Source organism: Bradyrhizobium sp. 17, from assembly GCF_023073515.1.
Taxonomy (GTDB): Bacteria; Pseudomonadota; Alphaproteobacteria; order Rhizobiales; family Xanthobacteraceae; genus Bradyrhizobium; species Bradyrhizobium canariense_D.
This window is the reverse complement of sequence record NZ_JADPJQ010000117.1, coordinates 290,725-311,692: the sequence shown is the minus strand read 5'-3', so window position 1 is coordinate 311,692 and position 20,968 is coordinate 290,725. Positions and strand designations below refer to the sequence as shown.

Annotated in this window: 18 protein-coding genes (1 of these 18 cut by a window edge); 10 read left to right on the top strand and 8 right to left on the bottom strand. The window is 63.3% G+C overall.

Features of this window, described 5'->3' with window-relative positions; genetic code table 11:
* Positions 1-99 precede the first annotated feature (99 nt).
* The 6 genes from IVB13_RS26515 to IVB13_RS26490 form a co-directional block, all read right to left on the bottom strand.
* The gene (locus IVB13_RS26515; protein WP_018453290.1) at positions 100-1,347 is read right to left on the bottom strand and encodes an acyl-CoA dehydrogenase; all 1,248 of its coding nucleotides are present in this window, start codon (positions 1,345-1,347) and stop codon (positions 100-102) included.
* 15 nt (positions 1,348-1,362) lie between these two features.
* Complete coding sequence (locus IVB13_RS26510; RefSeq protein ID WP_018453289.1) at positions 1,363-2,490, bottom strand: acyl-CoA dehydrogenase family protein; 1,128 nt, start codon at positions 2,488-2,490, stop codon at positions 1,363-1,365.
* A gap of 27 nt (positions 2,491-2,517) precedes the next feature.
* Entirely contained in the window at positions 2,518-4,389 is a 1,872-nt protein-coding gene (locus IVB13_RS26505) for an AMP-binding protein (protein WP_018453288.1), read from the bottom strand.
* A 43-nt stretch (positions 4,390-4,432) separates the two neighbouring features.
* The gene (locus IVB13_RS26500; RefSeq protein ID WP_026232504.1) at positions 4,433-5,239 is read right to left on the bottom strand and encodes an enoyl-CoA hydratase/isomerase family protein; all 807 of its coding nucleotides are present in this window, start codon (positions 5,237-5,239) and stop codon (positions 4,433-4,435) included.
* 200 nt (positions 5,240-5,439) lie between these two features.
* Positions 5,440-6,198 carry an SDR family NAD(P)-dependent oxidoreductase gene (locus tag IVB13_RS26495; RefSeq protein WP_018453286.1) on the bottom strand — a complete coding sequence of 253 codons (759 nt, stop codon included), beginning with the start codon at positions 6,196-6,198 and terminating at the stop codon, positions 5,440-5,442.
* 67 nt (positions 6,199-6,265) lie between these two features.
* The gene (locus tag IVB13_RS26490) at positions 6,266-6,868 is read right to left on the bottom strand and encodes a TetR family transcriptional regulator (RefSeq protein WP_018453285.1); all 603 of its coding nucleotides are present in this window, start codon (positions 6,866-6,868) and stop codon (positions 6,266-6,268) included.
* A gap of 210 nt (positions 6,869-7,078) precedes the next feature.
* Here IVB13_RS26490 and IVB13_RS26485 point away from each other — a divergent pair, with 210 nt between their 5' ends.
* The gene (locus IVB13_RS26485) at positions 7,079-8,251 is read left to right on the top strand and encodes an acetyl-CoA C-acetyltransferase (protein WP_018453284.1); all 1,173 of its coding nucleotides are present in this window, start codon (positions 7,079-7,081) and stop codon (positions 8,249-8,251) included.
* Positions 8,252-8,371: 120 nt separating this feature from the next.
* The gene (locus IVB13_RS26480) at positions 8,372-9,916 is read left to right on the top strand and encodes an acyl-CoA synthetase (protein WP_247490898.1); all 1,545 of its coding nucleotides are present in this window, start codon (positions 8,372-8,374) and stop codon (positions 9,914-9,916) included.
* A 17-nt stretch (positions 9,917-9,933) separates the two neighbouring features.
* On the opposite strand, the gene IVB13_RS26475 is transcribed toward IVB13_RS26480, so the two are convergent.
* A complete protein-coding gene (locus IVB13_RS26475; RefSeq protein WP_018453282.1) occupies positions 9,934-10,476 on the bottom strand; it encodes a methylated-DNA--[protein]-cysteine S-methyltransferase in 543 nt (180 codons plus the stop codon).
* Positions 10,477-10,615: 139 nt separating this feature from the next.
* Here IVB13_RS26475 and IVB13_RS26470 point away from each other — a divergent pair, with 139 nt between their 5' ends.
* From IVB13_RS26470 to IVB13_RS26440, 7 genes are all read left to right on the top strand, one after another.
* A complete protein-coding gene (locus IVB13_RS26470) occupies positions 10,616-11,434 on the top strand; it encodes an alpha/beta hydrolase (protein WP_247299308.1) in 819 nt (272 codons plus the stop codon).
* Positions 11,435-11,436: 2 nt separating this feature from the next.
* Positions 11,437-12,249 carry an alpha/beta hydrolase gene (locus tag IVB13_RS26465; protein ID WP_247299307.1) on the top strand — a complete coding sequence of 271 codons (813 nt, stop codon included), beginning with the start codon at positions 11,437-11,439 and terminating at the stop codon, positions 12,247-12,249.
* A 188-nt stretch (positions 12,250-12,437) separates the two neighbouring features.
* The gene (locus IVB13_RS26460) at positions 12,438-13,112 is read left to right on the top strand and encodes a GntR family transcriptional regulator (protein ID WP_018453281.1); all 675 of its coding nucleotides are present in this window, start codon (positions 12,438-12,440) and stop codon (positions 13,110-13,112) included.
* Positions 13,113-13,183: 71 nt separating this feature from the next.
* Positions 13,184-13,984 (top strand): phytanoyl-CoA dioxygenase family protein, encoded by an 801-nt coding sequence (locus IVB13_RS26455; RefSeq protein WP_018453280.1) that lies wholly within the window; start codon positions 13,184-13,186, stop codon positions 13,982-13,984.
* Between the two features lie 189 nt (positions 13,985-14,173).
* Entirely contained in the window at positions 14,174-15,487 is a 1,314-nt protein-coding gene (locus tag IVB13_RS26450; RefSeq protein ID WP_018453279.1) for a Gfo/Idh/MocA family oxidoreductase, read from the top strand.
* Positions 15,488-15,531: 44 nt separating this feature from the next.
* Positions 15,532-18,603: a winged helix-turn-helix domain-containing protein gene (locus IVB13_RS26445; RefSeq protein ID WP_247490896.1), complete on the top strand. Its 3,072-nt coding sequence runs from the start codon at positions 15,532-15,534 to the stop codon at positions 18,601-18,603.
* Positions 18,604-18,667: 64 nt separating this feature from the next.
* Positions 18,668-19,009, top strand: coding sequence for a hypothetical protein (locus tag IVB13_RS26440; protein ID WP_026232500.1), 342 nt, complete (start codon positions 18,668-18,670; stop codon positions 19,007-19,009).
* 100 nt (positions 19,010-19,109) lie between these two features.
* Here IVB13_RS26440 and IVB13_RS26435 read toward each other — a convergent pair whose 3' ends face one another.
* On the bottom strand, positions 19,110-20,195 hold the full coding sequence (locus IVB13_RS26435; RefSeq protein ID WP_247490894.1) for an NAD-dependent epimerase/dehydratase family protein: 1,086 nt from the start codon (positions 20,193-20,195) through the stop codon (positions 19,110-19,112).
* 288 nt (positions 20,196-20,483) lie between these two features.
* Here IVB13_RS26435 and IVB13_RS26430 point away from each other — a divergent pair, with 288 nt between their 5' ends.
* On the top strand, positions 20,484-20,968 hold the 5' end (the start) of the coding sequence (locus tag IVB13_RS26430) for an ABC transporter substrate-binding protein (RefSeq protein ID WP_018453275.1). 604 nt of this gene lie beyond the right edge of the window; only the first 485 of its 1,089 coding nucleotides appear in the window; it begins with the start codon at positions 20,484-20,486; the stop codon falls past the right edge of the window.

Here is a 20,968-nt window from a genome sequence, read left to right as displayed (position 1 = left end):
ATGGTGAGTGGCGCGCAGCGCCGTCTCGACCCACGAGGCCCCCGTTGGGCCTGCATCCTTCGAGACGCCGCGCTCCGCGGCTCCTCAGGATGAGGATCATCAGCCTCTTCCCTTCGTCAGGATCCTGTTGAACGGCACGTCCTTGTCGACACGGATGTCGCCGGGCAGGCCCAGCACCCGCTCGGCGATGATGTTGCGCATGATCTCGTCAGTGCCGCCTTCGACACGGGTTCCCGGCGCGCGCAGCAGCATCGCCTGGAAGCGGCCGGCGAGTTCGGAATCTTCGGCACCGCTGATCACACCGGCAGCGCCTTGCAGATCCAGCGCATAGGTCGCGACATCCTGGATCATGGAGCCCGCGACCAGCTTGCCAATGGAGTTCTCCGGTCCCGGACGCTCGCCCTTCGACAGCGCCGAGATCGCGCGCATGCTGGTGTATTTCAGTCCGCTCGCTTTCGCCGCCCAGCTCGCCAGCTTCGCGCGCACCGCGCGGTCCTCGATTGCCGGGCCATCGTCCAGCATCAGGCTGGAGCAATATTCGAACAGCTCGGGGAAGCCGGTCGAGACGGCCGCGCCGATCGCGCTGCGCTCGTTCATCAGCGTGGTCAGCGAGACGTTCCAGCCGTCACCGACCTCGCCGAGGCGCTGGTGATCGGGAATGCGGACGTTGGTGAAATAGACTTCGTTGAAGTCGGAAGCGCCGCTCGCCTGCTTGATCGGCCGCACCTCGACGCCAGGGCTCTTCATGTCCAGGAAGAACATGGTAAGGCCCTTGTGCTTGGGCACGGTCGGATCGGTGCGGGTGAGCAGAATGCCGTAATCGGAATAGTGCGCGCCCGACGTCCAGATCTTCTGGCCGTTGATCACCCAGTCATCGCCATCCTTCTCGGCGCGCGTGCGTAGGCCCGCAACGTCGGAGCCGCCGGCGGGCTCGGAGAACAGCTGGCACCAGACCTTTTCGCCGGAGGCGAGTGGCGGCAAATAGGCGCGCTTATGCTCCTCGCGCGCGAACGCCATCATGGTCGGCCCGCACATGCCGTGGCCGATGATGAACATGCGGGATAGCTGGCCGAACGGCCCTTCTTCCTGCTGCCAGATCACACGTTCGATCGGCGACGAACCGCGGCCACCATACTCCTTCGGCCAATGCAGGCAGGCCCAGCCGGCATCTGCCTTCTTCTTCTGCCAGGCCTTTGCCACTTCCAGAATGTTGGCGTTCTTCAATTGCGTGCGGCCGAGCGAGGACTTGCGAAGCTCCTCCTCGTACTGCTTGGGCGCATTTGCCGCGATCCAGGCGCGAGCCGTGGCGCGAAATTCGGCTTCTTGCAGAGTGTCGTCGAAGTTCATGACGTTGCCTTTCGCCTACGCCGCGTTCTTCTTGCGCATGCGGTCGATCAACTGGTCTTCCCAATAGGACAGGCTGCCGAGCCCGAGCGCCATCGCGTTGGCGCGGCGGTAGTACATGTGGCAGTCGAACTCCCAGGTGAAACCCATGCCGCCGTGAACCTGGATGTTGTTCTTGGCGCAGTGCTGGAACGCCTGCGTCGCGCTGATGCGGGCCGCGGCGGCGGCTTCCGGCAGCTCCGCGGCGTTGGTCGAGAGCGCCCAGGCGCCGTAATAGCTGTTGGAACGCGCCAGCGTTGCCGACACGTACATGTCCGCCAGCATGTGCTTGACGGCCTGGAACGAGCCGATCTGTCGCCCGAAGGCGATGCGGTCGAGCGCGTAGTCGCGGCCCATCTCCAGCGCGCGGTCGGAGCCGCCCACCTGCTCGAATGCGCAGAGCACCGCAGCGCGATCGAGCACTTGAGTCAAGATGCTCCAGCCTTCGCCGGCCGCGCCCAGGGGCTCGGCCTTGCAATCCCTGAAAGTGATCTCCGCCTGCCCGCGGGTCGGATCGAGATTGGTCAGGCTTTTCACCTCGACTCCGCCGGCCCTGAGATCGACAATGAACAAGGAGATGTCGCCGTCGCGTCCGCTCGATCCCGTGCGTGCCGCCACCACCGCGAAGTCGGCGATCGTACCATCGGCGACCGGCTTCTTGACCCCGTTGAGCACGCCATTCGCAGCCGTGAGCTTGACGTTCTTCGGTGACGGATTGCCCTTGCCCTCGAACAGCGCCAGCGTGCCGATCGCCTCGCCCGAGGCAATGGCCGGCAACCATTTTTTCTTCTGCGCGTCACTGCCCGCGATCAGCAGCGCTTCGGCAGCCAGGTAAACAGTCGAGGAGAACGGCACCGGTGCGTTCGCCCGGCCCATCTCTTCGGCGATCACGCAAAGTTCGAGATGACCGGCGCCGGCGCCACCAAAATCCTCGGGAATGGCGACGCCGAGAAAACCCATCTCGGCGAGGCCTTTCCACAGCTCCTTGTCGTACGGCACCTTGCCGTCGAGGACTGCGCGCACTGCCTTGGGTGGGCACTTCTCGGTGAGGAATTTGCGCGCCTGATCGCGGAGCTGCTTCTGGTCGTCGGAGAAATCGAAATTCATGGCGCGTATCCGTGTTGCTGATGTCGATTACTTGAGAATGATGACGTCCTGGTCAGGCTTGTCAGCATAGAGCCGCCCCACCAGCGCGGCACGACGTTCCAGGCCGGCGCGCTGGTTGATGTAGCCCTTGTCGGTGAGCTCGTTGCCGTCGATCGAAGGCGGTTCCGCCATCAGCATGGCGCGCGCGATGATGCGGCTGCTGGCGCCTTCGCACTCCCGGTTGTGAGCTTCCAGCCCGCGCCTGAAGCAAGCGATCACCTCGGGATGCGTCACTGCATCCTCGAAGCTGAGATCAGGCTTGCCGACGAGTTGACGGCAGGCATGCAGGTTCGGCCAGGCCAGCAAGCCGATGAAGGCGCGATCCTGCCCCGCGACCAGGGCATCATGCACGACGGGCGTCGCGGCGGCGATCGCATCGGTGCGCAGCGAGCCGACATGGACGAAGGTGCCGGTGGTCAGCTTGAAATCTTCGACCACCCGGCCGGCAAAGATGATGCCCTTCACCGGATCGGTGTCGTCGACGAAGATTCCGGCGTCGCCGATGCAATAAAAACCTTCCTCGTCGAACATCTTCTTCGTCAGGTCAGGCTGGCCGAAATAGCCCGGCGTGACGTTGACGCCGCGCAGACGCAGCTCGTATTTCGAGCCGAACGGCACCATCTTCAACTCGACGCCGGGGAACGGCAGGCCGATCAGGCCGACGCGCTCGGTGTCCCAATAGGTACCGGTCGATGTCGGCGCGGTCTCGGTCGAGCCCCAGCCGGTGTAGAACACGATGCGCTCGCCGGTGGTCTTCACGGCGAGAGCCTGCATGCGGTCGTAGAGGTCATCAGGCAGCCGCGCGCCGCCATAGGCCATGATCGAGAGATTCTTGAAGAAGGAGCGGCACAGCGCCTCGTCCTTCTCCATGGCGGCGGCGAGCGCGGCATAGCCGGCGGGGACGTTGGCGTAATAGGTCGGCGAGATCTCGCGCAGATTCCGGAGAGTCTCCTCGAACTGCCCCGGCATCGGACGGCCGTCATCGATATAGAGCGTGCCGCCATCGACCAGGATCGGGTGGAACGCCGCATTGCCGCCCATGGTGTGGTTCCAGGGCATCCAGTCCAGCATGGTCGAGATCGGACCGCCGGGATCGCGTGGCCGCACCTGCATCATCATGGCCGCATTGGCGCACATCATCGCTTGCGTGTTGATGACGGCCTTGGGCATGCCGGTCGAGCCTGACGTGAACAGCAGTTTGCCGACGGTCTCAGGCGTGATCTTCGCGATCGACGCTTCGACATCGGCAGTCACAGCTGTCGCCGCGAGCTCGGCAAAACTGACGCTCTCGATGCCATCGCAGGGCCGCAAGACGTGAACGATGGTGACGCCGGTGAGATCGAGCGCTTTCAGCGCCTTCTCGAAGGTCGGGCCGTCCTGCACCATCACCACGCCGGGCTTGATCAGGTCGAACAGGTATTTCAGCTTGACGTGATCATGGCTCATCAAGGAGTAGGCCGGCGAGACCGGCGCGGCCGGCACGCGCGCCTGCATCGCGGCCTGCGTCATCAGCGCGTGCTCGATCGAATTGCCGGAGAGGATTGTGACCGGGCGGCCGTCGAGCGCAAGGTTAAGCAGGCCTTGCGTCAGCGCATCCACGATGCGCTTGGCTTCGCCATAGGACAATTTGCGCCATTCGCGGTTCGGGCCACCGCGCTGGGCAAGCCAGATCCGCTCTGGCGCTTCCTTCGCCCATTTTGCCAGCGAAGCCGGAATATGCTTCTCGTAGGTCTGCAGCGGGATGCGCGACTTCAGCACCACCGTGCCGTCGTCGCGGCGCTCGACGTCGATGTCGCGCCCAAGCCACTTGACCTTGCGAAAGGCGGGTTTCGTCATCACCGCCGCCGCGCTTCCACTCATAGTGCGTCTCCCGGAATTTCTCGTCCTTTACGGATCTTCATTGTCAGCGCCTGATATAGACAGGCTTTCGCTTCTCAAGGAAGGCCCTGATGCCTTCCGAAAATTCCTCGGAGCGGCTGCACAGGACCTGGTTGCGATCCTCCATCGCGATTACGGCTTCCAGCGATCCGGCATCGACGCTCATGTTGAGACATTCTTTGGACAGGCGTAGGCCCACGGGCGAGGCCGTGATCATCGCGTCGACATAGGGTTCGGCGGCCTCATCGAGCTTGTCCTCGTCGACGACCTCGGAGACCAGCCCGACCGCGAGCGCCCGCTCGGCGCCGATGAAGCGTCCCGTGAGGATCAGCTCCGATGCCACGGTGACACCGACAAGGCGTGGAAGAAAATAACTGGTGCCAATGTCGCAGCCGCCAAGGCCGAGCTTGATGAAGGCGCAGTTCATCCGCGCCGATCTCGTCGCAATGCGGATGTCGGAGGCGAGCGCCAGCGCAAAGCCGCCGCCGGCCGCCGCGCCCTGTACCAGCGCGAGGATCGGCTGCGGACAGCGCCGCATCAGCATCACGATGTCGGCGATGCGCCGCTGCGAATCCAGCGACTCGGTGACATCAGGCGGCTCCTGCTGGCCGGCACGGCGCGCCATCGCCGCCTTGAGGTCGAGGCCCGCACAGAAATTCTTGCCGGCGCCCTTCAACACCACGACGCGCGTGTCGCGGTTGCGCTGAAGGCCTTGGAAGTAGACGTTGAGCGCGTCGATCAACGCAGGATCGAGCGCGTTGAGGTGTTCAGGACGATTGAGCGTCACGGTGTCGACGCCGTCATTGTGCTCGATCAGCAGCGGTTGGGACATGCGCGCGACTTCCTTCATCCGCAACGATGGTGCCGATTACTGCGCCCTCTCCCTTGTGGGAGAGGGCATGTACGTCACGCGCCGCGCATTCGCTCGGGTGAGGGGTCTGCCTCCACAGGTGAGATCGTGGAGAGAACCCCTCATCCGGCGCGCTCAGGAGCGCGCCACCTTCTCCCACAAGGGGAGAAGGAAAAAGAGCTCTACCGCGGCGCCATGCGGATCGCGCCGTCGAGGCGAATGGTTTCGCCATTGAGCATTGGGTTCTCGACGATGTGCACGGCCAGCGACCCGTATTCATTGGCGTCGCCGAGACGCGCGGGATGCGGCACCTGGGCACCGAGGCTCTTGCGGGCCTCTTCGTTCAAGCCCATCAGCAGCGGCGTCAGGAATAGCCCGGGGGCGATGGTGTTGACGCGGATCTTCTGGCTCGCGAGGTCGCGCGCGGCCGGCAGCGTGAGACCGACGACGCCGCCCTTCGACGCTGCATAGGCGATCTGGCCGATCTGGCCTTCGTAAGCCGCGACCGAAGCAGTGTTGACGATGACGCCGCGCTCTTCACCGACCGGCTCGATCGTGACCAAGCGCTCGGCGAACAGACGCAGGCAGTTGAACGTGCCGATCAAATTGACGTTGATGATGCGCGCGAACTTTTCCAGCGGGTAGACTCCATCGCGGCCGACGATGCGCTGCGAGCCGCCGATGCCGGCGCAGTTCATCAGCACGCGCGCGACGCCGTGCGCGGCTTCCGCATTGGCGATCGCCGCCTTGATCTGCTCCTCGCTGGTGACGTCGGCATGAAGCGCGATGCCCTTCACTTCGGCGGCGACCTTCTCGGCGTTTTCCTTGCTCTGGTCGATCACGCCGATCTTGGCGCCCTTGGCGGCCATGGCGCGGGCGGTCGCGGCACCAAGGCCCGACCCGCCGCCGGTGATGAGAACGGCTACGTCTTTCAACTGCATCGCTTGTACCTTTCCTCGAACCTTTTCCTTGGGCGTTTCTTCTCTAGACTTCTGCGTTCTGGCCGGATCATCCGGCCGCGGCGGCTTCCTCGATATTCGTGAGAATGCCGCCGCAGATCAGCGTTTCCATGTGCTTGATATATTGCCGGCAGACGTCGTCGGTGACCGGGCCGACGCCGGTCGCGCGTGACATCGCGTGCCGGCCGAAGAACAAATGATCGCAGGCGCCGATCAGGCTGGTGTAGAACAGCACGGGATCGGTGGCGCGGAATTCGCCCTGACTGACACCTTCGGCGAGCAGGCGGCGATGGAAATCCAGCAGCGGTGCGACGAAGAATTTCGAGACTTCGTCCGCGGAGCCCGCGACGCTCTCGTGCAGCAGATAGTGAATCAACCGGTTCATGTAGGGAAACCGGTGATAGGCGCGGATGATGCCGCCGATGTGCAGCTTCAGCTTCGCGGTCGGCGTGATCGGCTGCGCCAGCAGATATTCCAGGTTGGACAGTTCCGTTCCTGCGTCGCGCTCGAGCAGCGCCAGCAGCAGGCCGTCCTTGTTGCCGAAGTGATATTTGACCAGCGCGGCGTTGGCGCCGGACTTCTGGGCGATGTCGCTCAGGGAAATCTCGATCGAGGAGCGTTCGATCATCAGCTCGCTCGCGGCCACGAGCAATTTCTCTGCCGTGGAATTCTTTCCGCTGGGGAGCCTGTTCGGTACGCTGGTAGTCACGGAGATCCCTGATTTTGGCGGAAGAGCGGCCGCAGATAAGCCCAAGCAGCGCCTCCCCACAAGAGTTAATTGATCGATTGACTAAACAACCGGTCGCCCCTTAAATCCCGCCCCGACAACCAACCGTTCAAAATAATCCAGGGAGAAACCGACATGGCCGAGGCTTATATCGTCGCCGCTGCGCGTACCGCCGGTGGGCGCAAGGGGGGCCGCCTCGCCGGATGGCATCCGGCCGATCTCGCCGCGAAGGTGCTGGACGAGTTGGTCGACCGCACCAAGGTCGATCCCGCGCTGGTCGAGGATGTGATCATGGGCTGCGTCATGCAGGTCGGCGAGCAGTCCAACAACGTGGCGCGCAACGCCATCATGGCCTCGAAACTGCCGGAGAGCGTGCCGGGCACCTCGATCGACCGCCAATGCGGCTCGTCGCAGCAGGCGCTGCATTTTGCTGCGCAGGCCGTTATGTCGGGCGCGATGGACGTGGTGATCGCCGCCGGCGTGGAATCGATGACGCGCGTGCCGATGGGCCTGTCGTCGCAGCTTCCCGCCAAGAACGGCTTTGGCAATTACAAGAGCCCGGGTATCGAGCAGCGTTATCCCAACATCGTGTTCAGCCAGTTCACCGGCGCCGAGATGATGGCCGAGAAGTACGGCCTCTCCAAGGATGAGCTCGACGAGTACTCCTACAACAGTCATCAGCGCGCGATCGCGGCGACGCAGGCCGGCCGTTTCAAGACGGAGATCGTGCCGCTTGAGATCACCCGCGCCGACGGCTCCAAGGACACCCACCACATCGACGAGGGCATCCGCTTCGACGCCACACTCGACGGCATCAAGGGCGTCAAGCTGATCGCCGAGAATGGCAAGCTCTCCGCGGCCAGCGCCAGCCAGATCTGCGACGGCGCTTCCGGCGTGATGGTGGTGAACGAGCGTGGCCTGAAGCAGCTCGGCGTGAAGCCGCTGGCGCGCGTCCACCACATGACCATGATGGGTGGCGATCCCGTGATCATGCTCGACGCACCGCTGCACGCCACCAAGCGCGCGCTGGAGAAGGCCGGCATGGCGATCGACGACATCGACCTGTTCGAGGTCAACGAGGCCTTTGCCTCGGTGCCGACCGCGTGGCTGAAGACCACCGGCGCCGATTCGGAACGTCTCAATGTCAATGGCGGCGCCATCGCGCTCGGCCATCCGCTCGGCGGCTCCGGCACCAAGCTGATGACGACGCTGGTGCATGCCTTGCATCAGCGCGGCAAACGCTATGGCCTGCAGACCATGTGCGAAGGCGGCGGCATGGCGAATGTGACGATCGTGGAGCGGCTGTAAGCCCTCTCGTGTCCCGGACGCGCTGCAGCGTGAAACGCTGCGGCGCAGAGCCGGGACCCATGCCTCACAATGGACCCCGGATATCCGGGGAACGTTACTCCCAGCCGCGTAAACAGAGACATGACACACCCCTCCATCCACGCCCGCGCCACACCCGACAAGATCGCCTATCAAATGGCCGGGACCGGCAAGGCGATTACCTATCGCGAGCTCGACGAGCTCTCGAACCAGGGCGCGCACCTGTTCCGCTCGCTCGGGCTGAAGGCCGGCGACCACATCGCGCTGCTGATGGAGAACCGCCTCGCCTTTATGGAGATCTGCTGGGCTGCGCAACGCAGCGGGCTCTATTACACCGCGATCAGCCGCTATTTAAAGCAGGACGAGATCGACTACATCATCGCCGATTGCGGCGCCAAGGTCGTGATCACGACACCGAAATGTGCCGACCAGATCAAGACGCTGATCAAGGGTGCGCCCGGCGAGCCGGTCTTCTACATGATGGACGAGCCGCAAGCCGGCTTCCGCTCCTACGACAAGGAAGCCGCCGCACAGCCGACAACCCCGATTGCCGACGAGGTTGCCGGCTATGACATGCTGTATTCGTCGGGCACCACGGGCCGGCCCAAGGGTATCAAGAAGGCTTTCGAGGGCAAGCCGATCGACGAGCCGAACGCGTTTCTGCGCGTGCTCTGCGCCAGCATGTGCGGCATGAACGCCGAGACTATTTATCTCTCACCGGCACCGCTCTATCACGCCGCTCCCTTGCGCTTCAACATGATGGCTGTCCTGCTCGGCGGCACCTCCATCATCATGGAGCACTTTGACGCCGAAGATTTCCTGAAACTGGTCGAAAAGTACAAGGTGACCCAGGCGCAGCTGGTGCCGACCATGTTCGTGCGCATGCTGAAGCTGCCGAACGAGGTCCGTAACCGCTACGAAGTCTCGACACTGAAGGGCGCGATCCACGCCGCCGCCCCCTGCCCGGTCGAGGTCAAGGCCAAGATGATCGAATGGTGGGGGCCGATCCTGATCGAATATTACGCGGGCTCCGAAGGCAACGGCGTCACCGTCTGCAACTCGAAAGAATGGCTGGAGCACCGCGGCAGCGTCGGCCGCGCCGTGGTCGGCAAGATCAAGATTCTGGACGAGAACGATGAGGAGCTGCCGACGGGCGAGATCGGCACGGTCTATTTCGCCGATGCGCCGGTTTTCGCCTATCACAACGATCCCGAGAAGACGAAGAAGGCCTATAACGCAAAAGGCTGGTCGACGCTCGGCGACGTCGGCTATCTCGACAGGGATGGCTTTCTCTTTCTCACCGACCGCAAGTCCTACATGATCATCTCGGGCGGCGTGAACATTTACCCGCAGGAGACCGAGGACGTGCTCATCACCCACCCCGAGGTCGCCGACGTCGCCGTGTTCGGTGTGCCGAACGAGGAGATGGGCGAAGAGGTCAAGGCGGTGGTGCAGCCGCACGATCCCAAGCGCGCCGGCAAGGAGCTCGAGGCCGACCTGATCGCCTATTGCAGGAGCCGCCTCTCGACGATCAAATGCCCGCGCTCGATCGATTTCGAAGCCGAGCTGCCGCGCACGCCCACTGGGAAGCTGGTGAAGCCGCATTTGCGCGACAAATATTGGCCGATGGCGGCGGCGAAGATCTAGCCAGCGGCGTCATCGCCTCAATCAAACAAGCTCGGCGTGTGGTTCACCAGCGCGCCTTCGATCTCCAGCATCTTCAGCTTCGTCACCACGCCGCCATTCGCGGAGAAGCCGCCGGGCTTGTTGCCGGCCGCCAGCACGCGATGGCAGGGCACGACGATCGGGCACGGGTTGCGGCCGAGCGCCTGGCCCACGTCGCGCGACAGCTCGACACCGCCGAGTTGCTTGGCGATGTCGCCATAGGTGACGGTCTTGCCCGGCGGAATGGTGCGGGCGATCGCGTAGACCCCGCGGTTGAAGTCGGGCACGCCATCGAGATCGAGCGGGATGTCGGTGAGGTCATCCGGCTCGCCCGCGAGCAGTTTTGTGATGCGGTCGATCGCCTGCTGTACTTCGGCGGTCGGCGCGGCTTCGCTGGCATCGGCATGGCGCTGGCTGATGCGGGTGCGGATCTTCTGCTCACCGCCCATCGGCAGTTGCGTGCCGTTGATGCCGCGCGGACCCCAGGCAATGGCGCAAAGGCCGATCTTGCTGTCGAAGAGGGCAAAATGCTGGTCGGTCATAACTTCGTCCTTGGCTTGCGTTCCCCTCGCATGCCCCAATGTGAACTGAGCTCAAATCTAGACTTGGAAATAGTTGCGATCCACCCGGTTTCCGGGAATCTTGCACAGGAGTTCCGCCTTCCCTGTTTGCGAGCCCAGAATGCAAAGCCTCCACGTCAACGGATACGACATGCCCTATCTCGACGTGGGCGAAGACCGAGGGCGGCCGCCGCTGGTCTGCGTGCATGGTTCGCTCAACGACTTTCGTGTCTGGGGCTGCGTGCTCGGTCCGCTGTCCCAGCGGCACCGGCTGATGGCCGTCAGCCTGCGGCACTTCTTCCCCGATCGCTGGGATGGCGTTGGCGACACCTATTCGATCGCCCAGCATGTCGACGACGTCATCGCCTTCATCGAGGAGCTCGACCTCGGCCCGGTTGATTTGATGGGCCATTCCCGCGGCGGGCACATCTGCTTCCGCGTGGCGCAGCGGCGGCCGGACCTGCTCCGGCGGCTGGTGCTGGCCGAGCCCGGCGGGGAGCTCGACGCGAGCCTCGATCCAGACTATGCCGGCGGCCCCTCGCCGTTGCTGGCGCGGTTCACGGCCTCGGCCGAGAAGATCGCGGCCGGCGACATCGACGGCGGCCTTGCAGTCTTCGTCGACACGCTGGAAGGGCCCGGCACCTGGCCGCGGCTGCCGGCCCTGGTGAAGCAGAATCTGCGTGACAACGCCTTCACGCTGATCGGCCAGGTCCGCGACAACCGCCCGCCGTTCTCGAGGGCCGACGCGGAGTCCATCAGGATGCCGACGCTGTTCATCCTGGGCGCGCGGACCAAGGGCCTGCTGCCGAAAGTGCTGCATGCGCTCGCGGCGCATGTGTCGTATTCCAGGACGGCGGTCATCCCAAACGCAACGCACCCGATGTTCGAGCAGGCGCCGCAGAAATTCTCCGAACTGGTGCTGGATTTTCTGGCGGGCTGATCATGCAGACACTTCGCGTCAATGGTTACGACATGGCCTATCTCGAAGTGGGCGAGGGGCCGCCGCTGGTCTGCGTGCACGGCACGCTCGGCGATTTCCGCACCTGGTACTCCGTGCTCGGTCCGCTGTCGAAATCGCATCGCGTGATCTCGGTCAGCCTGCGGCATTTCTTTCCCGAACATTGGGATGCCGTCGGCGACGATTACAAGATGGCCCAGCACGTCGCTGACGTGATCGCTTTCATCGAGCAGGTCGAACCCGCGCCGGTCGATCTGATGGGCCATTCGCGCGGCGGTCACATCGCCTTTCGCGTGGCGCAGGCGCGGCCCGATCTGTTGCGAAAGCTGGTGCTTGCAGAACCCGGCGGCGATCTCGATGCGAGCCTGCCGGTGCCCGCAGGCACGCCCGCGCACCCGCCGCTGGCGGCGCGCACGGCGCGCTCGGTCGAGATGATCCGCGCCGGCGACATCGAGGGCGCGCTGCAGAACTTCTACGAAGGCATCGAAGGCGACGGCTCGTGGCGGCGCGTGCCGGCGGCGGCGAAGCAGCAATTGCGCGACAACGCGATCACCTTCCTCGGCCAGATCAACGAGCAGCGCAGGCCCTACACGCTCGCGGACGCGCAGGCGATCACGACCCCGACACTCCTGATCGGCGGCGGGGCGACGACAGGGAGCCTGTCGGTGATGTGGCGTGTGCTGGCCGAGCACATCACCGGGGCGAAGACAGCCGTGATCCCCAATGCCGGCCACTGGATGTTCGAGCAGGCGCCCCTGGAGTTCGGCGAGGCGGTGGACGCGTTTTTGGCGGAGTAAGTGGCCTCACACTCTTTTTTCCTCAAAAACAACCCCATGCACAGTAGCTGAGCCCAGCAATATCAATGACTTAGGTGGCGCGAAATGAGGCTGGACGCCCCCTTGGCCGCGCTTGACGCCCTTATCCCCTCGCCGTATCCTTGAATACGGAATTCCGTATTCCCTCTCATGGTCTCGGAGCTGCCGGCGTGATCCCTCTCGACCCGCTTCCGAACTTGATCGACCAGGTCTATGCGCGGATCCTGGAGGCGATCTCCGACCGCACGCTGCAGCCCGGCCAGCGCATCCGGCAGAACGAGCTCGCCGACAGGCTCGGCGTATCGCGCCAGCCGGTGTCGCATGCGCTGCACCTGTTGCACCGGCAGGGACTTGTCGCCGAGAGCGGCCGGCGCGGCTTTGAAGTCACCCAGCTCGATCCCGCACGCATCCGCCAGCTCTACGAGGTGCGCGGCGCAATCGATGCCTTGGCGGCGCGGCTGGCAGCGGAGCGCGCAGGCGATGCGGCGGGACGCGCGCGGCTGGAGGCGGCGCTCGCCGCCGGACGCGGGATCGATGGCAAGACCACGCTCGCCGAGCTGATCGCGCTCGACGTCGCGTTTCATCGCGCGATCTATCGGCTCGCCGGCAATCCCGTGATCGAGGAGACGATTACGCCGCAATGGCCCCATATGCGCCGCTCGATGGCGACGGTGCTGTCGGAGCTCGATTATCGCGGCAGCGCCTGGGCCGAGCATGCCGACATTGCCGGACATATTCTCGCAGGAGATGCGAAGGCGGCCGAACGTGCGGCGCTTGCGCACGCGCAGACGGCGGGACGGATGACTGAGGAGAGATTGAGGGCGACGGAAGAGGCGGCGGCGTAGCGACCGCCACTGCCAAGACGTGGATGGCCGGCCAAGACGAGCGACAACAAATCAAAACAGGAGGACGCGCCGTGAAACTGTCCCAGGAGCAATTGGAGTTCTTCCACCACGAGGGCTGGCTGTTCCTGCCCGAACTGTTCAGTCCGGAGGAGGTCGATCTCCTCGCGCGCGAGGCGGTCGGCATCTATGACACGAACCGGCCGGAAGTCTGGCGCGAGAAGAGCGGCGCGCCACGCACCGCCTTTGCCGCGCATCTCTACAACGAGGCGTTCGGCATTCTGGGTGCTCATCCGCGCATGATCGGCCCGGTCGAGCAGCTGTTCGGCGAGCAGGTCTACATGCACCAGTTCAAGATCAACGCGAAATCCGCCTTCACCGGCGATGTCTGGCAATGGCACCAGGATTACGGCACCTGGAAGCGCGACGACGGCATGCCCGAGCCGCGCGCGATGAACATCGCGATCTTCCTGGACGAGGTGATGCCGATCAACGGCCCGCTGATGCTGGTACCGCAGAGCCAGAACGCCGGCGACCTCAAGGCCTCGCATGACCTCGCGACGACCTCCTATCCGCTGTGGACGCTGGACGAGGAGACCGTGACGCGGCTGGTCAAGCAGGGCGGCATCGTTGCGCCGACGGGAAAGCCCGGCGGCATGCTGATGTTCCACGGCAATCTCGTGCACGGCTCGGCCGGCAACATCACGCCCTATCCGCGCAAGATCGTGTACCTGACGCTGAACGCGGTTTCGAATTACATCCGTACCCCGACGCGGCCGGAGTACATCGCGCATCGCGATTTTGCGCCGATCAAGACGGTGGAGGACGACGCACTGGTGCGGCTCGCCCGTGCGCCGCGGCAGGCGGCGGAGTAGGACACTCTCGTGCCCCGGACGCAGCGCAGCGCGAAGCGGTGCGCTGCAGAGCCGGGCCCATACCACACGGATAGTTTTCTTTCTGGGTGCCGGCTCTGCGGAGTAGCGCCATAGTGCGTCGAAGACGCGCGTGAACGCGCTTATGGCGCTGCACCGCGTCCGGACCACCATACTTGATCGGGTAACAACATGAACCTCTTCCGCCTCCTCCAGGCCCGCGCTGCCGCCGGCAAGCCCGTCCGTGTGGCGCTGATCGGCGCCGGCAAATTCGGCTCGATGTTCCTGGCGCAGGTGCCGCACACGACGGGGCTGGAGGTACCCATCATCGTCGACATCGATCGCGACCGCGCGCGCGAGGCCTGCCGCACGGTGGGCTGGAGCGCCGAGCGGATCGCCGCCACCGTCTTCACCGATGATGGCGCGCGCGCCATCGCCGGCGGCGCGATGGACGTGGTGGTGGAGGCGACCGGCAATCCCGCCGTCGGCATCAAACACGCCCGCGCGGCGATCGCGGCCGGCAAGCATATCGTGATGGTCAATGTCGAGGCCGACGTGCTTGCCGGTCCGCTGCTCGCCCAGGAAGCCCGCAAGGCCGGCGTGGTCTACTCGCTCGCCTATGGCGACCAGCCGGCGCTGACCGCGGAAATGGTGGATTGGGCGCGCGCCACCGGTTTTCATGTGGTTGCCGCCGGCAAAGGCACAAAATATCTGCCGGCCTATCACGACGTGACGCCCGACAGCGTCTGGCAGCATTACGGGTTGACCGCGGGCGAGGCGCAATCGGCCGGGATGAATCCGCAGATGTTCAACTCGTTCCTCGACGGTACCAAATCGGCGATCGAGATGGCCGCGATTGCGAACGCCTGCGGACTGGACGTGCCTGCGGAGGGCCTGCTGTTTCCACCCTGCGGCGTCGACGACCTGCCGCATATCATGCGGCCGGGCAGCAAGGGCGGCGTGCTGGAGCGATCGGGCGTCGTGGAGGTGGTCTCCTCGCTCGAGCGCGATGGAAGGCCGGTGTTTCGCGATCTGCGCTGGGGCGTCTACGTCGTGCTGGAGGCGCCGAACGACTACGCCGCCGACTGCTTCAGGCAATACGGCCTCAAGACCGACGGCAGCGGACGGTACGCGGCGATGTACAAGCCCTACCATTTGATCGGCCTCGAGCTGAACATCTCGGTGCTGTCGGCCGCGCTGCGGGGCGAGCCGACCGGGCAGCCCCATGGTTTCCGCGGCGACGTCGCCGCCGTGGCAAAACGCAATCTGCGCGCCGGCGAGATGTTGGACGGCGAAGGCGGCTACACGGTGTGGGGCAAGCTGTTGCCGGCGGCCGCGAGCCTCAAGGCCGGTGCGCTGCCTATCGGGCTGGCGCATCGCGTGAGGCTGAAGCACGACGTCGCCCATGGCGAGATCGTGCGCTGGAGCGATGTCGAGTTCGACGCGGGCAACGAGACGATCAGGACGCGGAAGGCCATGGAAGCGGCGTTCATTAGCGCAGAGTAGGCCCTGTACTCATAAAATCGAGATTTATTGGTGCGGACTGAGCGATGTCCGCTGGCCGCCACATGTGCGCGACAGAGGGGCGAACATGCTCTGCTGAGTTCCGCCGCCTTCACCAGTCCATTGATTTCAGTGGCAACCATGGCAAGGTAGCTCGCGCGGCACAACCAGTTGGACGCATGATGATGGTGGGCTCGGTCGTCAATGAAGATCGGCTCGCGAAAGAAAGTTTTTCTTTTGGGCCCTTTGAATTAATCCCGGAGCGGAGACGTCTAGAAAAATCGGGTGTACCACTTCAGTTGGGCGCCCGTAGCTTGGACATCCTTACAGTTCTTGTCGAGCATGCTGGCGAAGTTGTCAGCAAGAAGACTCTGCTAGCTCGGGTTTGGGCCGGCGTCACCGTCGACGAGGGTAGCCTTAGATTTCATATGGCGGGCTTGCGCAAGGTGCTCGGCGATGGAGAGGCCGGAGCGACGTATGTCACGACCGTGCCAGGACAAGGGTATAGCTTCGTGGCGCCTGTCTCACGAACGCTCAAGCCTGTTGCTGAAATCGCAAAATCGGGTCGACGCTCAACATTTCCGAATCGCCTTGGCAGGATGATTGGCAGGGACGACGCCGTGCAAGCGATCTCCTCGCATCTTATGGCCGAACGATTCGTGTCCATTGTCGGTCCGGGCGGGATCGGAAAAACAACTCTGGCAATATCTGTCGGCCACCAACTCACTACAGAGTTTGCCGATCTGGTTCACCTTATTGACCTGGGCTCACTTTCTGATCCGCATCTCGTGGCGGGTACGATCGGCTCGGCGCTCGGACTTGCCGTTGACGATCGCGATCCTATCCCCGGCCTTCTGGCCGCACTGCGAGACATCCGAGTTTTGCTGGTGCTCGATAGCTGCGAGCGTGTGATTGAGGCGGCTTCTGCGCTGGCAGAAACCATCTTCGAGGAAACGCCGCAAGTTTACATCTTGGCAACAAGCCGTGAAACCTTGCGGGTCAGAGGCGAGCACGTTCATTGGATAGCTCCCCTCGAGTTTCCGCCTGAGGGTCCCAATGCACGAGAGGCGATGGCATACGCTGCAGTACAGCTTTTTGTCGAACGCGTTACAGCAAGTCAGCCTCAGTTCATACTCAACGACTTCGATGCACCGGTCGTGGCCGAGATCTGCCGAAAGCTCGACGGAATCCCCCTCGCAATCGAACTCGCAGCTGGTCGTGTGGGCGCTTACGGAGTCCATGACGTTTTGCGGCTCCTCGACCACAAGTTCGAGCTCTGGCGAGGCCGGCGAACGGCGTTGCCGCGACACCAGACTCTGGCTGCAACGCTCGACTGGAGCTACGATCTTTTGCCGGAGCTTGAGCAGATTATCCTGCGCCGACTATCTGTTTTCGTTGGGCCGTTTACGATCGAGGCTGCCTTCGCGATCGCGGCCGGAGATGATTTGGACGATTCGCAGGTGATCGAGTCCGTTGCCAGTCTTGCCGCCAAGTCACTTCTGACAGCGAACGCTCGTCTCGCCATCCCGCTATACCGATTGCTGGATACCACCCGCGGGTATGTGCAGGAAAAGTTGGCCAGAAGCGATGATGCAAACCTCGTTGCTCGCCGTCATGCTGTCTATCATTTAACTTTATTCGAGCGGATTGGGGTCGAGCTGTCCGGTTTCCGGAAGAGCGAAAATGCGTCTGCCTCCAAGCTCGTTCGGTCCCTGAAAGGGGCAGGAAGCAACAATCTGACCGAAGCATCGGTTGCCACTAATGGTCGGCCGATCGATGAGATCCGCGTTGCCCTCGACTGGGCGCATGGCAAGTCTGGTGATTCGCTGCTAGCGCTCGACCTCACGGCCGCTGCCGCACCGGTCTGGATTCATCATATGCTCATAGACGAATGTCGGGAGCGGACAGAGCAAGCGGTTTTCCAAATCGACGAAAAGCTGGGTCGTGACGCGCGCCGGGAGCTCCGCCTCTTCTTCACTTTGGCGGTTGCGCATATGGAATCGACCGGGGACGCTGCGATCATCGACGATGCGTGGTTGCGTGTATCCCGATTGGCTGAAGAACTGGACGACAACGAATATCAGCTGAGGAGCTTATGGGGTCTCTGGATAGGGCGATACCTAAGAGGCGATTTCCCCGGTGCACTGCAGATCGCCGAAAAATTCGTCAACCTGCCTGATGGCGCTATCGATGTCGCTGATCGTTTCGTCGGAGAGCGGATTTTGGGAGTGACGCGGCACATTCTAGGGGACCAAGCCGGCGCCCGGCGACATCTGGAAAAAATGCTGGCAGGCTACGTCGCGCCGCCAGGGCAAATGCACGCCCTGCGATATCAGTTTGATCAACATGTGGCTGCCCGAACGTACTACAGCCAAACGCTTTGGTTGTTGGGTTTTCCGGACCAGGCAGCCGCGGTCGGCAAACACGCCTTCGATCATGCGACGGCACTTGGACACGATTTTTCTCTTCTCTATGCGATTGCCTTCGGCGCTTGCCCTCTAGCGCTTGAGATCGGCAATTTTGATGCTGCGGAAGCGCTCATCTCAACTATGCTTCATCGAGAAGCGACGTTCAGAGCAATGGGAGTATGGGGCCGCTGTTATGCGGGTATTCTGGAGATGAAGGGTGGCCACACCGCTGCGGGCCTTGCCCTGCTTCGCGAAGGCTTGAATGGCTTCCCCCCGACCGGCTTTCAAAGCCGCTATTTATTCCTTCTGGGCAATCTCGCACTCGGTGAGTCTGATATCGGCGATCACCGCGGAGCCAATACAACGATCGAAAGGGCGCTGGCTCAATCGGAAAGGAACGAGGACCGCTGGTTCGTCGCTGAACTGCTGCGCATCAAGGGTATCCTGGCGCTCAATCAAGGTGGCGCGGAGGCGCTCGTGTCGGCCGAAGCGCACCTCAATCACTCTCTCGAGTGGTCACGCCGCCAAGGCGCAATATCCTGGGAGCTCAGGACGGCGACAACTCTGGCATCCCTGATGCAGAAGCAGTCGCGTATCGGTGAGGCACGGGAGCTGCTAGCGCCCCTTTACGTTCGTTTCTCCGAGGGACTTGCCACTGCAGATTTAGTCAAAGCTCGTTCTCTGCTGACATTGTTGAACGAGCCAACCTAGCTTGGATCAATAAGGATTCGCAGCGTGATAGAGCCAATGCACGCCAGCCGCTACGAGAAAGAAGATGCCACGCCCACTCACCCCCGCAGAGCGTGATCTGGTTGCCTTTATTCTAGGTCAGCATTCGCCCTTGCAGGACCATTTTGGGCTCGTCGAGGAAATGAACGACGGTGGGATGGGTAGCCTTCTCTTTGTCGGCGCGGCAGATCGGCGTTTCGGCCGATGTATTGGCGAATGCGAATTCGACGATGCCGATGGAGTGCTGGTGTCGGTCGCGCTGAACCTCGGCCAGCGCGACGAGTTGTTTGAACTTGATCTGTGGAAAGTCGACTTTTCGCCGCTACAGAGGATCGCCGTCCTAGGTGATGTCCGTCCCTCACGGTGGTTGCGACACACGCTCAGATAAGCCAGATCTGAAGCCGTTCGAACCGGCTCGGCCAGCGGACCGCTCCGGGTCACAGTCTGACCTGGGCAACGATCCCGGACGTATCCGCTTTGGCTCTCGGTCAGGGAAGCAGTCGCTCTTGCTTTGCCTGCCTGAACCACTTCCGGAACATGTCTTCCGTATCCATCATCTCGGTGAAGCCGGCGCGGTTGATCTTCACGGTCGAGACGATCGAGGGCGGACCGGATTCGGTGTGGCCATAGCGCAGGCTGTAATCGGCGTATTGGAACGAGAGGCCGACGAATTCGGCCAGCGCAGGCGATGCTAGGTCGTGCTTGCGCCGCAGCGCATCCCAGGGAGCGACCCAGCTCGGGAATTCCCTCGCGAGCGACAGCGGGACCGGCCTGCCCGGCTTCATCTCCAGTGCATCGGCGACCGCAGGCCAGATGTTCTCCCAGGTAAAGACGTCGCCATTGGTCACATTGAAGGCCTCGTTGCGCGCGGCCTCGGCCTCGCCCGACCAGGCGATGGCGCGGGCGAGAAGATCGACGTCGACGGCCTGCCCCACCCGCGGAGCGCCGCCGGGGTAGTCGAGCGGCCTGCCCTGCTCGCGCAGCATCGCGGCATAGACGCCGAGCGGCGGGATCAGGTCCATGGCGCCGCCCATGGCGAGACCGACGATCAGCACCGGCCGCAGGATGCTCCAATGCCAAGCCTTGCCGGTTTGGAGGTCGCGCAAGAAGTTTTGCTGCGCCCAGTAGAAGTTGGGCTGCTCGTACATTTCGGAGCGGCCTTCGCGGGCCGGCACGGTCAAGGGGCGAACGTGGACACCATAGGCCTTGGTGCCCTGCAGCAGGGCGACGTGCCTGAGGCCGGGCGCCACAGGCTCGAGCGCACCCATCAAATTGCGCAGCATCAAATCGTTGGTCTTGATTTGCTGCGGGTCGCGCCAGCCGTCGACGAGCTGCGGCGCCTCGTAGAGCGCGGCGTAGATCAGATGCGTTGCGCCGCTCAGTTCCGAGGCGGCACGCCCGCAATCCGCTGCGCTGGTCAGGTCGATCGGTACATGACGGGCACCGTAGAGGTCGCGCGGCTTCCGCCGGGACAGGGCAATGACATCGCACCCGCCCGAGACGCCGAAGTGTCGCAACGCGGCATTGCCGACGAGACCGCTCGCTCCGGCGACCACGATTTTCTTGCCCGTCATGCGCGAGCCTCCCTAGTTTTTGAATGACCGAATAGCAGATCGCTTGCAGGCCCGACTTGCGTCAGGCCGGCGTTCGCACCTGCGAGGCGCCCATGAGACTTGATTCCGGCGAAGCGCCCGGTCATCCTCGCCGCGGAACCGCAACGATCGGAATTCCATCTTCGAGTGCCCGCAAGGGCCGTTCGGAAACGCCACAACGTCTCAACAGACAACGTCGAGCGTCGACGAAGACAAGACGACACCAAGATCGGTCCCTGGTCGAAGCATCGACTTAACGGAGGGAAGCGCATGGAACGTCGTAAATTCCTGACGGCAGGCGGATTGGGCCTCGCCGCCAGTGCCGTCGCTGCGCCGGCGATCGCGCAGTCGATGCCCGAGATCAAATGGCGATACGCCGCGAGCTGGCCGAAGGCGCTGGATACGCTCTACGGCGGCTGCGAGTATTTCGCCAAGCGCGTTGCCGAGATCACCGACAATCGTTTCCAGATCCAGCCATTCGCCGCCGGCGAGATCGTGCCGGGCCTGCAGGTGCTCGACGCCGTCGCCAACGGAACGGTGGAGATGGGCAACACCGCGCTGTATTATTACTGGGGCAAGAACCCCGCCTTCACGTTCGGCACGTCGCTGCCGTTCGGCTTGAACACGCGCCAGCATATTTCATGGCTGCAGTGGGGCGGCGGCCAGGACCTGATCAACAACCTGCTGAAGGAATACAACGCCATCGGCATTCCGACCGGATCCACCGGCGCGCAGATGGGTGGCTGGTTCCGGAA

Excerpts from the sequence above, each read along its gene's own strand:
- IVB13_RS26475 (WP_018453282.1), bottom strand. The coding sequence starts at position 10,476 with ATGACCGACCAGCATTTTGCCCTCTTCGACAGCAAGATCGGCCTTTGC.
- IVB13_RS26440 (WP_026232500.1), top strand. The coding sequence starts at position 18,668 with ATGCCACGCCCACTCACCCCCGCAGAGCGTGATCTGGTTGCCTTTATT.
- IVB13_RS26515 (WP_018453290.1), bottom strand. The coding sequence starts at position 1,347 with ATGAACTTCGACGACACTCTGCAAGAAGCCGAATTTCGCGCCACGGCT.
- IVB13_RS26465 (WP_247299307.1), top strand. The coding sequence starts at position 11,437 with ATGCAGACACTTCGCGTCAATGGTTACGACATGGCCTATCTCGAAGTG.
- IVB13_RS26500 (WP_026232504.1), bottom strand. The coding sequence starts at position 5,239 with ATGTCCCAACCGCTGCTGATCGAGCACAATGACGGCGTCGACACCGTG.
- IVB13_RS26510 (WP_018453289.1), bottom strand. The coding sequence starts at position 2,490 with ATGAATTTCGATTTCTCCGACGACCAGAAGCAGCTCCGCGATCAGGCG.
- IVB13_RS26435 (WP_247490894.1), bottom strand. The coding sequence starts at position 20,195 with ATGACGGGCAAGAAAATCGTGGTCGCCGGAGCGAGCGGTCTCGTCGGC.
- IVB13_RS26505 (WP_018453288.1), bottom strand. The coding sequence starts at position 4,389 with ATGAGTGGAAGCGCGGCGGCGGTGATGACGAAACCCGCCTTTCGCAAG.
- IVB13_RS26445 (WP_247490896.1), top strand. The coding sequence starts at position 15,532 with ATGTCCGCTGGCCGCCACATGTGCGCGACAGAGGGGCGAACATGCTCT.
- IVB13_RS26450 (WP_018453279.1), top strand. The coding sequence starts at position 14,174 with ATGAACCTCTTCCGCCTCCTCCAGGCCCGCGCTGCCGCCGGCAAGCCC.
- IVB13_RS26480 (WP_247490898.1), top strand. The coding sequence starts at position 8,372 with ATGACACACCCCTCCATCCACGCCCGCGCCACACCCGACAAGATCGCC.
- IVB13_RS26495 (WP_018453286.1), bottom strand. The coding sequence starts at position 6,198 with ATGCAGTTGAAAGACGTAGCCGTTCTCATCACCGGCGGCGGGTCGGGC.
- IVB13_RS26470 (WP_247299308.1), top strand. The coding sequence starts at position 10,616 with ATGCAAAGCCTCCACGTCAACGGATACGACATGCCCTATCTCGACGTG.
- IVB13_RS26485 (WP_018453284.1), top strand. The coding sequence starts at position 7,079 with ATGGCCGAGGCTTATATCGTCGCCGCTGCGCGTACCGCCGGTGGGCGC.